A 14,347-nucleotide genomic window follows, 5' to 3' on the forward strand; every position below is an offset into this window, starting at 1 on the left:
AGTGCCTTGGTGGCAAAATCAACTTCAGTTGGCTAGAGAAGTAATAATGAGATTAACAAATGATGCGGTTGAATTCGCAAAAACACATATAACGAAGTTTTATGATTCCGACTTTTTCCCTAAGCCATTTGAGTACTTGGCATTATGGGATAATTGGAATGACGTAAAGACTTACTTAACCACAACCGATTTAGACAATATCTTAATGGAAGATCCAACGATATTGTGTTCACCTAAACCAAGTGGCACATTTCGAATTGTTCACCAAATTGACCCAATTTCATCCATAGTTTATACCGCTCTGACATATATGATTGCGGAAAAAATCGAACAAAATAGGTTTGAATTATCAGAGCAAGTAGCATGTTCATATCGTGTGTCTATTGATAGGAATACAGGAACATTTTTCGATAATGGTACTGGTTATGGGGACTTCCTTGAAAAATGTTCTGAGCTTAATGATACGTATGAGCATGTGTTAATTACTGATATAAGTGACTTCTACAACCAAGTTTATGTACATAGATTGAGGAATGCTATCAGTGCCCTAGATACTGGGTTTGAACCTGTCGCAAAGAGCATAGAGGAGTTTCTGTTAGCCATTAACGGATCTCCAACTAAAGGTATACCTGTGGGTCCAGCCTCAAGTATTATTATGGCGGAGGCTCTAATGATCGATGTGGATGAATTCATTTCGAATAGTGGTTTTAAACACACTCGATATGTTGATGATTTTAGGATTTTCGCTAATTCTAAAAGTGAGTTGGTCAACTTTTTAGACAAGTTAACTAAGTATCTATTTGAAAATCATAGATTAAATCTATCTTCTTCGAAGACAGAAATTATCTCTAAGGCTAACTTTGTTGATAATTACTTGGAGAGTCCAGAGAATGTTGAGAAGTCACATATACACCAAACTTTAACGGAGATTATGGAGCCTCAAGGGGTGTATCAGGCGTATGAAGAAGAACCTGAATTACCGTCTGAAACAGAAATTAGACCAACAGTTATGTTTTCTATGTGCCAAAAGTTACTTGCTTTGGAAAAGCTAGATCTTGGGGTTGCTAGACATATACTAAGACAGTGTAGAAAATATAGGATTCGCTCTGTATCAAAATTCATTACTGAGAACTTTGAGTATTTTTGTCCTGTAATCAATGATGTTGTTTTATATCTAGATAAAGTCACAAATCCTAGATTTATTGAATTGAATGTTAGTAAGTTTGAGGATCTAGTTCAAGGCAATAGCTATGCACATTTACCTTTTGTTCGTCTTTGGTTAGCGGAGTATTTTCGAAGAAATACGAATTTTTTAAAGTCACCAGTTATTGCTGATTATGTTGCAGGATCCTTACATCATGAAGCTTATGCTGATCATATAATTGAGTCATCTAATCTATCTGAATTTAGACACATTAAGGCTAGCCTTAATGAAGTTAGTGACCGAAAAAGAAGAGCGATTTTTAAAGCATCCCTTGTAACAGCAAAAGATGACCGTGACGCTTGGTTAAACTCAATAAGTCGTAGGTACAGCACAAACATTATTGATGTTAGCGTTATCAAATGGGTTAAAGCTAAGAGCAATAGTTGAGACGGCACTTAACAAAGCATTTAAGAGTGATTCGCAACGCTTGGCAGTTTCGCTTCGCTCAAGTATAGCCAAGCGTCGCTCACACCTTAATGCGGCGTTAGTTTTACATACAAAATTTAGAATCAATATGTTAGATAAAATTTATAAATACATGCCTTTGCGCAAGCAGTTTTTCGAAAATTTCTTAATTCGAGGCTCTCAGAAGTATGCCTTAAATGATCCTTTTGAATTGAATCCCAGCAGTAAAAAGAGTAACAAATCACTCTCCGACAGTGCTTATTTTGACTATGCGGTTATATCTTTATCAGAAACTAATAATAATCTATTAATGTGGGCTCATTATGCAGATCAGCATAAGGGTGTTGTCATTGAACTAGATACAAATCATGAACTTTTTGAAAGTTATACACCATACCCAATCCTTCGATTTGATGAAGAATTAGATGCTGAAGTACTAGATGAAGTTGAAAACAGCAAGAGAGAATCTATAAAAGCAGGACAAATTCAAAGGGTAAGGTATAACTCTCGAAGACCTAAGCTAGATCGATTTGAAACAATCAGAGAGCACTTTCTAGTTAAGAGCGATGAATGGATATATGAAAAAGAGCACCGAATCATATTGCCACTCGTTACTGCAGACAGAGTAATAGTACACGATAAATATTTAAGTGAGATTGAAGAGTATTCATATTCTCCTGAAGTCCTAGAAACACAGAAACTTGGTGGGGGTATGAATATGGTCAACATTAAGGAGCCACTAATGGCTGAAGGGAATTATTTGCTCCGTTATGGAGCTGAGTATGTTGACCAAGATGATTTAGTGAAAGGTTTTGTAGACAATACAATTAATGCTTATCTTCGGAGCATATCTGAAGACCCTAGCACAATATTTCTATACCGAGTTGATCCAAAAGCTATTAAGTCTGTGTGTTTTGGATGCAGGGTAGATCAAAGAGAAAAAAGTGAGTTGGTCGAAATCATCCGTAGTAACAAAAAATTGAAGCATGTAAAAATTTATCAAGCTAACGTCAGCTCAGAAAGGTTTGAGCTTGAGATAAAGAAAAACTAACAATCTGTTTAAGAGTGATTCGCAACGCTTGGCAGTTTCGCTTCGCTCAAGTATAGCCAAGCGCCGCTCACACCTTAATGCGGCGTTAAGACTCGCTGTGATTTTTTGGCTAGGTAGTTCTGCAATCGGCCACTTTAAGTTTGTCGTACTGCGAAGTTTAGGCGGTTATGTGGCTCTAAGAATGTGCGCTGTAAAAGCCAGTTTGGGCGTAATCCAAAGTTTGGTGGCAACCGTTTTGAAGCGCGTTTCTCAAACCAATTGTTTCTATCTGCTCACAAACTCTCATCGTACTCGTTGAGTTGGATTTTTCCGCAGTTCATTATTGAACGCGTGAATTCAGTGGGCGGCTTGTTGTCTCAGTGCATATCGGGTTTCGTGGGGCACCGCTTGTGAGTATTACGTTTTAAATCGGTCTGGTCGTTTTGCGGTGTTTTCAATATTGTCATTGGCCGTTCACTACATCGTCAATCCGAAGTCGGTTTTCAAAGCAAGTCTTAACAAACTGCTCAAACGGACAAATAAACGCGTGGCATTTTTGGTCTGGTTGGCTAAAGTGTTTACGGTGCACATTTTAAGTTAAGTGGTGGGTTTATTTGCCGCTTAGCAGGGCGTTAGCTGGCTTACGTGGCCTCCTTTTTGGTTGTTGTGAGTTTGCTTGTATTTGGCAGTTCACTTTTCTATCTCGGGGTTTTACCTTGGGGGTTAAAGTGATTTTGAAGGTTATTCGTTTTTGCGTGTAACCTGGAATTTGTACTCGATTTAGAATAAGTGTTTAGCTTCACATTCATTGAGCAAATTTCCAAAAAATTGTAGTTTAGTAATCTGATGAAGGTTACTTTAAGCCGTGCTAACAAGGCACTTAAACGGAACAAAAACAGTTGGTTACGTTTCGCTTCGCTACACATTATAACCAACAATTTTTGTCCGCTTAGTGCGGCGTTATATGCCCGAGTACCCCACGTTTAGTAGACACTTTACTAAGTTAGATCTAGGGTCTAATTGAGAGGTGATTTATGACTAAACATCGTAATCCAGCGTACACCGAAGAGTTCCGCAAAGAAGCAGTCCGTCTTGCCAGTCTTCCTGGCCGAACAGCAGTTTCCGTTGCCAAGGAGTTGGGCATCAGTGCTCAGCAGATCCGGAACTGGAAGCGTCAGTTCACACGCCTATCTGATAAACAGTTTAACACCTTAGACGGTGTCGATTATTCGAAGAAAGAGTCCGAAGAGCTTCGAGCGCTAAGGCGCGAGAACAAGCGACTCAAAGATGAAATGGAATTCCTAAAAAAGGTATCGGCGTACTTCGCGAAGCAGCAAGAGTGAAGTACGAGTTCATTGAAAGCTATGCCGGTGAGTATTCCATTAACTTAATGTGCCGCACCTTAGAAATGAGTCGGGGCGGCTATTATAAGTGGAGCCATCATACGCCGAGTGAGCGTTCAAAGCGGCGAGAGCGCTTTGAACAGCTCGTCATGTGTACCTTTGCCCAATATCGGGCACGCTACGGTTCAGTGCGAATAGCAGAAGAGCTAAACGAAGCTGGCTATGCCTGCTGCGTGAATTATGTGGCTGATATCATGAGGCAAAAAGGTATCAGGGCACGTAATGGTAAAGGGTTTAAATACAGCAAGGATGTGGCTGCTATGACGAATGTTGCCGACAATTTACTGCGAAGAGACTTTGAGTCTGAGACGCCAAATCAGAAGTGGGTTACGGACATCACGTATATCTGGGTGAAGAGCCGTTGGCTCTTCTTGGCGACAGTGATGGACCTGCATTCAAGGCGCATCGTGGGTTGGTCGCTAGGGGCAACTATGACCGTCGAGCTCATCACCAATGCGCTAAAAATGGCGTTTGAGTCACGTAAGCCGCCTAAGGGCGTCATTATCCACTCAGACCGTGGTGTACAATACAGAGCATATAAATATCAAGACTTCATGCGCAAGCATGGAGGTGTGCCGAGCATGAGTCGACAGGGTAACTGTTGGGATAATGCGGTGATGGAGTCGTTCTACAGTCGACTGAAAGTCGAACTGATATACGCAGAGGACTACCAAACTGTCGAAGAAGCCCGAATGGGCATCTTCGAATACATCGAGGTATTTTACAATCGCAGAAGAAGACACTCAGCGTTGGGGCATGTCAGCCCAGCTGAGTACGAAAGTATGTAGTTATGTACTGTCTACTTTTTGTGGGGTACACCAGCTCTAGGAGGGAATTGTGATCAATTTGCTGAAGAATATAATCCTAATTAACCTTGCTGCGGCATTGGTAGTCGTAGTGCTATCACAATTTTTTTCTTTGTTTGCTACGACAGAACTCGTTGATTTCCTTTTCTTTGTTGTCATCGTTATTTGGATTCTGGCGAAGCTAATGTGGGAAGGCGGAGTTCATAGTAAAACAACGCGTCTTGATGACCCTCGTACTGATAAAGTGTACAAAATGGTAAAAGGGCATAATTTTGAGAAAGACCAGCAAGACCACTACCGAATGAACTATCAAACAGGTTTAGTCTTTTTCATTGCGGGCATACCAGCTTTTATCACTTGTTTGGTTCTTCAATTTTTTTGAGAATGAGCATAACAAACTGCTCAAACGGACAAATAAACGCGTGGCATTTTTGGTCTGGTTAGCTAAAGTGTTTACGGTACTAATTTTAAGTTAAGTGGCTGGTTTATTTGCCGCTTAGCAGGGCGTTAGTCGGCTAAAGCTTTGAAAGGTTTTAAGGTTAAAGTTGGTTCAGTAACTTTCGCCGTATTGTTTTACTGGCAACGTTTTTGGGCGCTACTGGATCGCATGATGTTAATGTTCAATTTAGGGCGCTTTGTTTGGCCGAGTTAAATGCACAGCCTTGCCCTAAGTAAGTTCTACAAATGTCGTGCATTGGCTTTAATAACAAAAGCTAGTGCTAATAATCGGCATTCAATGGCAAAGCCACCGACTAACAAGTTAATTAAGTGGACTTATCAACGCTGGGCACTCTCGGCTTGAAGTCTGATAGGCTCGGTAAATTCAGTGGTTGCAGCCACTTATTAAGGCGTTAGGCGGCCTATTACGTTGAAAAGTTTTGAGGTGATGTTAGTTTCTGTTTTTGTCTCGAGCATCGTTTTCTGGTTGAGCAATATGTGCATACGGGGACTCATCATTTAAGTGTGACTTTCAGCGCTTTGTTTGGTCCTGCAAATGGTCAAGTTTTTACGTTAAGTAAGCTCTACAAATTTCGAGCATCGGTTTCAATTTCAAAACCTTTTGCCAATAATCAGCATTCAATTTTGTGGGCGGCCCCTAACAAATTACTCAAGTGGACGCTCAAACGCTTGGCACTCTTGGCTTGGAGTTTGGTATGCTTGGGGAATTCAGTGGCAGCGCCACTTAGTAAGGCGTTAGTTTGCTACAAAGAATTTGGAAGCATTGAGGAAGATATGAAAGTAGATATTAGACCAGCCAAGGAAGACGAACTGGAACCTCTCCATTCTTTGGTTATTTCAAATGATGAATGGATGAAGTTCAATGGTCCTTACTTTCCATATTCTCACCCAACACTAGAACAGTTTGAAAGTTCATCATTTCAGCGTTTACTAGCGGGCTTAGACTTACAATTAATCACTGTTGACGATATTCCTGTTGGAACGGTTAGTTGCTACTGGGAATGTAAAGAAACGCGTTGGCTTGAAGCTGGTGTGGTTATTTATGATGCACAGTATTGGGGTAAGGGAATTGCTGCGCTTGCTCTACCTTTATGGGTATCATACTTGTTCGCAACTAAAGAAATCGAGAGGGTTGGTTTAACTACTTGGTCGGGTAATCCTCGAATGATGTCTTTGGCTTTGAAACTGGGTTTTCAGCAAGAAGCAAGACTTAGAAAGGTTCGTTACTACAAGGGTGAATACTATGACTCCGTCAAATATGGGGTGTTACGGTCGGAGTGGTCAGAACGCAACTAACAAGCAATTTAAGAGGGATTCACAACGCTTGGCAGTTTTGCTTCTACTTCAAATTTAGTGTTTACGGTACAATGCGTTAGGTTTGGGTGGAGGCGTTGTTCACCCCTTAATTGGGCGTTATGCGTACTAATTAACAAGGAAGAATTAAATTTGAAAGGAAACTGTTTGTGTGGAGAGGTTTCGTTTGAGTTGTCAGGCGAATTACCACCCATCTATCAATGCCATTGTTCTCTGTGTCGCAAGGTATCGGGTTCTTCATCAAATTCAGCGTTGATAGTTGAAGCATCAAATTTTAAGTGGCGTTCCGGCGAACATCAAATTAGATCATTTTCTACGAGCTCAGGTTTTAAATCTGAATTTTGCTGTCAATGCGGTAGCCCAGTACCGAATATCAGCTCAAGCGGTGATTCATATTGGGTGCCAGCTGGTCTGCTGTCCGAGCCCGTGGATACAAAAGTTTCTGCTCATGTTTATGTTGGCTCTCACGCTAGTTGGGACGTGGGTTTTATAAATGACGGTATACCGAAATTTGATACGATGCCAACTGAGAAAGATTGGTTAAAAATATGCAGGTAACGCACGCTTAGTATCAAGTTTGAAGTGCGACACTTTCTACAGATGCGCATGAATATACTCCGTTGGTGTTCGATACCCAAGTCTTTTACGTGGGCGCATGTTTAACTTATGTGCAATTTCATTACAGAGCTTCTGTGTCACATGTGACATAGAAGTTCGTTTTGGTAAGTATTGTCGTATTAAGCCGTTAGTGTTTTCATTAGTGCCTCTCTCCCATGAGTGGTATGGGTTTGCAAAGTAAAACAAGCAGTTATGGAATCTTTCTAGTTGTGCGTAGCCGTGAAACTCCGTACCGTTATCTGCTGTAATTGTCTTAAAAGGTAAATCTGAACGGGTCATGATTTTACTCATTCTGACATTGAGTCACGCGCTTGTTCTATCATCCATTTGACCTATAAAAGTGTAGCCAGTCATTCTATCGACCAAAGTGACAATACAATGCTTTGTTCCACGCCCGACAACCGTATCAATTTCCCAGTGCCCAGGCTCTTTTCTGTGCTCAGCAACCTCAGGTCTTTCAGTTATATGTCGCTTGTTAGCCAGACGCCCACGACTGTCTTTTGAGTTGTACCTTTTGCGTCTTTGTTTTGTGGATTGTCGTAAGTGTTTCCATAGAGTTCCACCGAGAGTTTTATCGTTCCAAATGTGTTGATAAATGAGCTCATGGCTCATCGTTGGATAGCCTCTAACCTTAAGGTATCCGACAATTTGCTCAGGGCTCCAATCTAGTCGTAGTAAGGCTCCAGGGAGCTTAAAGTCGATCGCATCATAACGTTTGTTTCTACGTGAACGACTGAGTCGACTACGAGCCATTTGCTGAGCTCGCTCGGGTTGATACGAGTACCGTTCGAAGAACTTGTTGTAACGAATGTTACGCTCAATTTCACGGTAAATTGTCGCTTTGTGACGCCCAAGTTGTTTGGCAATTTTAGCGGTACTAATTCCTTGCTTTCTAAGTGCAGAAACCATATACCTTTCATTCTCAGTAAGGTGTGTGTATTTCATGTTTTTTACTTCTTGGCGGGAGCAAACTTCATGATTATCACACTTTACTGTTTTTATGTTCAGAGGTGTCGCACTTCGTACTTGAATCCAAGCATTTAACAAACTGTTCAAGAGGGATTCGTAACGCTTGTCATTTTCAGTTTGATTCAGATGTAGTGTTTGGGGCACAATGCTTTAAGCTTGGTGGTAGCGTTGTTCAGCCCTTAACGCGTCGTTAACACTCAAAATCAAACAACAAGGAGGTTTTATGTTCCCATTAGAGGTATTTGTTACTTATACATTAGCTTGTTTACTGTTAGTTATCTCGCCTGGGCCAGATAATTTGCTTGCTATCGGTCGCGGTTTAAGCCAAGGCCGACTGGCGGCAGTAATGTCAGGCATGTCTTCTGGGGCGGGTATTTTGTTTCATGTCGTCGCAGCTACCTTCGGACTAACTCTTCTAATTCAAACCTCTGAAGTGGCTTTTTACGTAGTAAAACTCGTTGGTGCTGCTTACTTAATTTGGTTAGGTGTGAAAGTTCTTCGTTCGAGAAATCTGTTTTCATTAGAGCCAGCAAAAAAACAGTCTCTGAAAGTTATCTTTTCAACTGGCTTTCTATCAGCCGCGCTTAACCCGAAGCCAGGTATGTTTGTTCTTGCTTTTGTACCTCAATTTGTAAACCCAAGTTTAGGGTCAGTGACGACTCAAATGATAGGCTATGGAGTCTGGTTTGCGTTATTAACAGCCGTTGGCTTTAGCTTAATGGGTGTTTTCTCGTCTCAATTGTCGGAGTGGTTTAGAAACAAACCCAAACTGGTGTCAGGGTTAAATATTGGCGCAGGCATCACATTCGTTTCTTCTGGGTTAGCAGTTGCGTTTATGAAGCAGCGATAATCTAAGTGCTAACAAACAGTTTAAGCAGATTCGCAACGCTCGGTGATTTTGGTTTGAATCAGCATGGGTGTTTACTGCACAATATTTCAGTTGGGTAGTAGCGTTGCTCACTACTTAATTGGGAGTTATACGTTTCTACAAAAAATGGACTTTTTACATGGAAATAGTAAAAGCAAAAATTGAGAATTTAGATATTATTTCACCTCTTTTTGATTCGTATCGAGTGTTTTATGGTCAAGAAAGTAATCCCGATGTTGCTCGTGAATTTATTCAATCACGCATTAACAATAATGAATCAGTGATATTTTTAGCACTTGACGATGAAGGGAATGGTTTAGGCTTTACTCAGCTGTACCCAAGCTTTTCTTCGGTTTCTGCGGCTAGGACTTGGGTGCTCAATGATTTGTTTGTTGCTGATACAGCTAGAAGGATGGGTGTGGCTAAGACACTAATGAATGCAGCCAAAGAGATGGGGCTAGAGACCAAAGTAAAAGGTCTGGCTCTGGAAACAGCAGAGAGTAACGTAAATGCTCAGAAACTGTATGAGTCTTTGGGTTATGAACGAGAGTCAGGGGCGTATCATTACTTTTTGAAACTACAGGCATAACAAAGCGTTTGCGGCGGATTCGCAACACTCGGCATTCTCAGTTTGCTTTTAATTTAGTGTTTGCGGCACAACGGTTTAGGTTTGCTGGGAATGCTGCTCACCCCTTAACGCGGCGTTAGCTTTCATTATATTCTATCAACATGGAGTTTGTATCGTGAATAATTTACAAAAAATAGGGGGAGTTGCTGCTCTTTTGGAATCCATTATTTACGTGTCAGCTTTCGTGTTTTTTGGTGCGTTCTGGGATTTCCCTACAGATGCTGATACTGCGAAACAATTTGCTTTTCTAGCTAAAAATCAGAATATTTTGTCCGTCGTAAATCTTATAATGTATGTACTATTTGGCATTATTTTAGCTGTATTAGTGCTGGCAATTCATGATCGTTTGAATGGTCATACGCCAATCCTTTCACAAATTGCTTCTATCTTTGGTGTTGTTTGGGTGGGTTTAGTCATTGCAAGTGGAATGGTTGCAAATATAGGTTTAGCTGCAGTCTTGGAGCTCTCGGCTAAGGATCCTGAACAAGCTATGACAGTCTGGCGGACTATCTACACTGTAGTCGAAGGCTTAGGTGGTGGGAACGAGGTCGTTGGAGGCCTATGGGTTCTATTGTTAAGTTTTGCTGCTTTAAAAAGTAACGAGCTTCATAAAATATTCAACTATCTTGGGGTTTTAGTTGGTATTTTTGGTATTCTTACTATTTACCCTGCTGAAGTGCTCACTGAGATTTTTGGTATAAGCCAAATTGTATGGTTTTCTTGGTTGGGAGTAATCATGCTCACGAGAAAAAAAAGCTAACAAAGCATTTAAGACAGGTTCTCAACGCTCGGAATTTTTGATTTTACTTTAGTTTTGTGTCTTCGAAACAATGAGTTGGGTTGCAATGTTGCTCACTACTTAACGTGGCGTGAGCATTTTTTATTGACTCATTTCATCTATTATTCATTCTTCGTGGGTTATTCTCCAATATCAAATAAATTAAAGGGTAGTTTGATATGACTGAATTTGAAAAAATGTGCCAAGGTCTAGGCTATGATTCTAATAGTCCTGAGTTCGGCATACTTAGAATTAGAGCCTTTGAGCTGTTACAAAAAATAAACCAGCGGCAGTTCGAATCTGCCAAGCCTTATGTCGCTCAACTATTAGCGTCTTTTGGTGAGAATAGTGTTCTATGTCCACCTTTTTTGTGTGAGTACGGGAAAACTATTTCAGTCGGTCGTGACACCTATATAAATATGGGCGTCACAATGCTAGATAATGCAGCCATAAAAATTGGGGATAATGTTTTAATTGGTCCTAATGTACAGTTTTATACTCCGACACACTCTCTTGATTGCAAGCAACGCCGGAAGTGGGAAGTGCATTGTCTTCCTATTGATGTTGAAAATGATGTCTGGATTGGTGGTAACGTAGTCATTTGCCAAGGAGTTACTGTGGGTGCACGCTCGGTAATAGCTGCGGGCTCTGTTGTAACTAAGGATGTCGCTCCAGACACTCTTGTGGGTGGAACGCCTGCAAAATTGATTAGAGCGCTCACACCATGAAGGCTAGCTGCTAACAAAGCGTTCAAGAGGGAAAGTCAACGCTCGGCAAATTTGGTCCAAATCTTGGCATTGGTGTTTACGGTGGTAAATCGAGGTTTATTGGTAGCGCGTTGCTGCGTCTTAATGCGGCGTTAGTTGCCAATTTAAATCTTTCTTCGGAGTCTTGAGTTTTGAATAGAAACATTTCATTAGACATATTAAAATTATCAATGGCCTTAATGGTGGTTGGCCTTCATGCTGGTTTTTTAAGCGAATTTAGTGAGTTGGCGGGATTTTTATTTTCACAGGGTATTTTTAGGATTGCTGTTCCTGTGTTTTTTATAATTAACGGATATTATTTTTACTCGACTTTACTTAAGAATAATCAACTTTTTTGGTTTAAAAGGGTTGCTATATTGTATTTGGTCTGGATGGCTTTCTATTCATTCTTTTGGTTTTCTTTACCAGATTTTACAGCAATAAGTTTTTTTAAGTTATTTGTCAAAATTGTAATTGGGTACCACCACTTATGGTATATATCTGGAATGATTGGCGCAGCCATTATAGTGATTCTAATTCATAATAAGAATATTGGGTTTATAATGACTTGTATTGGGTTGACGTTTATATCTGGCGTATTGATTCAATATACTGGGAATTATCATGTCCTACCTGGAACTATCTTCGATAGAGCCTTCAACATTACTTGGATTCACCGTAACTTTTTATTCCTTTCATTTCCGTTTTTCTGTATTGGTTTTCTAATCCATAAGTATTCATTAGAAAAAGAAATATCTGTTAAGGTCGCATTGTTCTGCACTGTTTTGGGGCTGTTATTTCTATGCCTTGAGTCATATCTGAATTATATACAGCCTCTGAGGGATTTAGGCTTCGATAATTATTTAAGTTTGATCTTTGTTTGCCCAGCAATGTTTATATTATTTCTAAATCAAAAGGTAAGTGGAAATAGTAAGAGTATAGCAACCTACTCATCTTCTATATATTTTATTCATTCTTTTTCTTTAATATTACTTAGAAGGTTTACCGAATTTGAGGGAACTGGTTTAACAATTGTAGCAATAATTACATCAGCCATATTTTCTGTATTTATCGTTAGTATAAATAAAAGGGCCAAGTTTATCCTGTAAGCAACTAACAAGGCGTTTAGGACGGACTCCCAACGCTTGGCGTTTACGGCACAATGCTTTAATTCTAGTGGTCTGCGTTGCTCACCCCTTAATGCGGTGTTAGGTCCAAATGCTAGGCAGTTTCGGTAGTCTGTTTTAATGTGGTGTTTACGTGGTAATTGGAAAGTTAAGTGACATTATTTTGTGCCTATTTAGCTTTGCGTTATAAAGAACAATATTGAGAAATAGAATCGACATATCCTTGCTACAGCTTGCTTTGTTTAGCGCTAAAGTTAATCATACAGCTTGAGAGACAAACATAGAACCTAACTGGTTGATCTTGGTGCCATGGTCCGAAAGGCTTTAAGTTCTATTTCGTCGAAGGTGTTACCACAAGATACTAATTTTCGAGAGGAAATGTGATGATTCAATGGCCGTGCATTATAAAACTCGAAGGCGATGATGAGCTGATGTATATCGGCTCCAACCAAAATTTACAGGATGAGTGCGAGGGATTGATATTCAGTGACCTTGATGTTCTTATCGACTCAGTAGGTCAAGGATTTACGATTCGAGAAGTTGATAATAAAGGCATAGTAACGGAAAAAAACAATCAGTCTCTTAGTGTGAGTGAAGTGACATCATTGATACAAGCCCACGAGTTTTCAAAAGCGGAGATGTGTTTAACAAAAATACATTTCTTGTCTATTTCAGAAGCGATTCAATCTTTGACTTTCACGGACTAATATAAGCTAAAGAGCCACTGTATAGCCTAATAAACGTTAATTCGCGAATGGGCTATACAGACAAACCATCGAAACGAGTTCTTGCAATATCGTTAGACATTTTATACACAAATCGATTCAGTTTGGGTTAACCTAGGATAAATAAGTATTGAAACACAATCAGTAGGCCTTAATCAGATATGCGTAAAACAGATAAGAAAATAGACAACCAAATCAGAAAGACGTTAACACAACTCTGTGAAACCAACCTAAAGCAACTTGAAGGTTTTCAATGGCTAACTCACTCGGCTAACTACTCTAATTTCCCTGAAACTTTGAAGGTGACCTGTGTCTTTTCGACCAATAGACAACTTTCTGAATTCTTGGCAAACGACAGTGGCTCTACTGTGTGTTCCTTAGTTCAGGCGAAACTCGAAAAAATTGGCATAACACTTAAGAACGCCGTACAACATATTGCATTTGATACTGACCAGAACTGCGAAAACGAGCACGGTGGTAACTGGGCTAGACGGTTAGGGTGACGATGTGAACCAACTTAATGAACAATTAATAGAGTGCCCTTACTGTGGTGAAACTATCGACGTGTTGATTGACGCGTCGGACATTGAACAGCAGTACATCGAAGATTGTCAGGTGTGCTGTAAGCCCATAACCTTTTTGATTTTAGAAAATAATGACGGTTCTTTGATGGCTAACGTTTACAGCGAAAACGACAGTTTTTAGAAGAAGTTTTCACAAGGTCGGAAGTGTATTCCATTAAAACGCACTAGTAAACACGGGGAGGGCGGCTATCAATCATCCACACATCAAGTTTCTGCTGCGCTTTTTTGGCGTTTTCTAAATCAACCGCTTCTATCATTTCACATTCATCCCGAATCATTTCTTCAATAAGGCTAGGGTAGTGTTTACAGTCCTCAGGGCGACTTAAGTAAATGCTGCACGTGTATTTATCAGGATCGTTTTTAGAGGTTTTAGGCGCTAATTCAAGAAAAGGACATCGTTGCAGCTTTTCTCTGGTTTTAGGATCGAACCAGATTTCCCCTCCTTTAACGTAATCAAAAATATCTGGATTAAATATTTCCCAGAGATCAATTTCTTCTTGTGACACCCAGAGATCACCGCCACCATATTTAATGCAGCATTTTCCGCATTGGTTACAATCTCTCATCCAAATCCCAATAATTCAGCAATATCGACATATGATAGCACTGATTACGCGGCATTAATGCGGGATCATTACTTTGGCTCATTGGCTGACTGCCGCATACTCGGTGAGGTCACACCA

General features: G+C 40.2%; 16 protein-coding genes and 1 pseudogene. 15 read left to right on the forward strand and 2 right to left on the reverse strand.

Going from position 1 to position 14,347, the window contains the following annotated elements:
• Position 1 precedes the first annotated feature (1 nt).
• The 7 genes from QF117_RS04295 to QF117_RS04325 all read left to right on the forward strand — a co-directional run bounded on the left by QF117_RS04295 (position 2) and on the right by QF117_RS04325 (position 7,179).
• Positions 2 to 1,591 carry an RNA-directed DNA polymerase gene (locus QF117_RS04295; protein ID WP_282384871.1) on the forward strand — a complete coding sequence of 530 codons (1,590 nt, stop codon included), beginning with the start codon at positions 2 to 4 and terminating at the stop codon, positions 1,589 to 1,591.
• On the forward strand, positions 1,548 to 2,660 hold the full coding sequence (locus tag QF117_RS04300) for a DUF2971 domain-containing protein (RefSeq protein WP_282384872.1): 1,113 nt from the start codon (positions 1,548 to 1,550) through the stop codon (positions 2,658 to 2,660). Before QF117_RS04295 ends, QF117_RS04300 begins: the two co-directional genes overlap by 44 nt.
• A gap of 1,013 nt (positions 2,661 to 3,673) precedes the next feature.
• Entirely contained in the window at positions 3,674 to 3,982 is a 309-nt protein-coding gene (locus QF117_RS04305) for a transposase (protein ID WP_005464425.1), read from the forward strand.
• Positions 3,979 to 4,830, forward strand: coding sequence for an IS3 family transposase (locus tag QF117_RS04310; RefSeq protein WP_282384873.1), 852 nt, complete (start codon positions 3,979 to 3,981; stop codon positions 4,828 to 4,830). The genes QF117_RS04305 and QF117_RS04310 overlap by 4 nt, the downstream gene beginning before the upstream one ends.
• A 49-nt stretch (positions 4,831 to 4,879) precedes the next feature.
• Positions 4,880 to 5,230: a hypothetical protein gene (locus QF117_RS04315; protein ID WP_282384874.1), complete on the forward strand. Its 351-nt coding sequence runs from the start codon at positions 4,880 to 4,882 to the stop codon at positions 5,228 to 5,230.
• Between the two features lie 851 nt (positions 5,231 to 6,081).
• Positions 6,082 to 6,603 carry a GNAT family protein gene (locus QF117_RS04320; protein ID WP_282384816.1) on the forward strand — a complete coding sequence of 174 codons (522 nt, stop codon included), beginning with the start codon at positions 6,082 to 6,084 and terminating at the stop codon, positions 6,601 to 6,603.
• Positions 6,604 to 6,660: 57 nt separating this feature from the next.
• On the forward strand, positions 6,661 to 7,179 hold the full coding sequence (locus tag QF117_RS04325) for a GFA family protein (protein WP_282384875.1): 519 nt from the start codon (positions 6,661 to 6,663) through the stop codon (positions 7,177 to 7,179).
• 36 nt (positions 7,180 to 7,215) lie between these two features.
• Here QF117_RS04325 and QF117_RS04330 read toward each other — a convergent pair.
• A pseudogene (locus QF117_RS04330) lies at positions 7,216 to 8,184 on the reverse strand (IS30 family transposase).
• A gap of 247 nt (positions 8,185 to 8,431) precedes the next feature.
• Here QF117_RS04330 and QF117_RS04340 point away from each other — a divergent pair.
• From QF117_RS04340 to QF117_RS04375, 8 genes are all read left to right on the forward strand, one after another.
• Positions 8,432 to 9,058 carry a LysE family translocator gene (locus QF117_RS04340; RefSeq protein WP_282384877.1) on the forward strand — a complete coding sequence of 209 codons (627 nt, stop codon included), beginning with the start codon at positions 8,432 to 8,434 and terminating at the stop codon, positions 9,056 to 9,058.
• A gap of 157 nt (positions 9,059 to 9,215) precedes the next feature.
• Positions 9,216 to 9,665 carry a GNAT family N-acetyltransferase gene (locus tag QF117_RS04345; RefSeq protein ID WP_282384879.1) on the forward strand — a complete coding sequence of 150 codons (450 nt, stop codon included), beginning with the start codon at positions 9,216 to 9,218 and terminating at the stop codon, positions 9,663 to 9,665.
• A gap of 154 nt (positions 9,666 to 9,819) precedes the next feature.
• Positions 9,820 to 10,464 (forward strand): hypothetical protein, encoded by a 645-nt coding sequence (locus tag QF117_RS04350; RefSeq protein ID WP_282384881.1) that lies wholly within the window; start codon positions 9,820 to 9,822, stop codon positions 10,462 to 10,464.
• 197 nt (positions 10,465 to 10,661) lie between these two features.
• A complete protein-coding gene (locus QF117_RS04355) occupies positions 10,662 to 11,210 on the forward strand; it encodes a sugar O-acetyltransferase (RefSeq protein ID WP_282384882.1) in 549 nt (182 codons plus the stop codon).
• 170 nt (positions 11,211 to 11,380) lie between these two features.
• The gene (locus QF117_RS04360) at positions 11,381 to 12,337 is read left to right on the forward strand and encodes an acyltransferase family protein (RefSeq protein ID WP_282384883.1); all 957 of its coding nucleotides are present in this window, start codon (positions 11,381 to 11,383) and stop codon (positions 12,335 to 12,337) included.
• Between the two features lie 401 nt (positions 12,338 to 12,738).
• Entirely contained in the window at positions 12,739 to 13,062 is a 324-nt protein-coding gene (locus tag QF117_RS04365; protein ID WP_282384885.1) for a DUF4144 family protein, read from the forward strand.
• A gap of 179 nt (positions 13,063 to 13,241) precedes the next feature.
• A complete protein-coding gene (locus QF117_RS04370) occupies positions 13,242 to 13,583 on the forward strand; it encodes a Fis family transcriptional regulator (protein ID WP_282384886.1) in 342 nt (113 codons plus the stop codon).
• 4 nt (positions 13,584 to 13,587) lie between these two features.
• Complete coding sequence (locus tag QF117_RS04375) at positions 13,588 to 13,785, forward strand: CPXCG motif-containing cysteine-rich protein (RefSeq protein ID WP_282384887.1); 198 nt, start codon at positions 13,588 to 13,590, stop codon at positions 13,783 to 13,785.
• A gap of 43 nt (positions 13,786 to 13,828) precedes the next feature.
• Here QF117_RS04375 and QF117_RS04380 read toward each other — a convergent pair whose 3' ends face one another.
• Complete coding sequence (locus QF117_RS04380; protein ID WP_282384888.1) at positions 13,829 to 14,230, reverse strand: YkgJ family cysteine cluster protein; 402 nt, start codon at positions 14,228 to 14,230, stop codon at positions 13,829 to 13,831.
• Between the last annotated feature and the right edge of the window lie 117 nt (positions 14,231 to 14,347).

This window comes from Vibrio sp. YMD68 (assembly GCF_029958905.1).
Classification (GTDB): domain Bacteria; phylum Pseudomonadota; class Gammaproteobacteria; order Enterobacterales; family Vibrionaceae; genus Vibrio.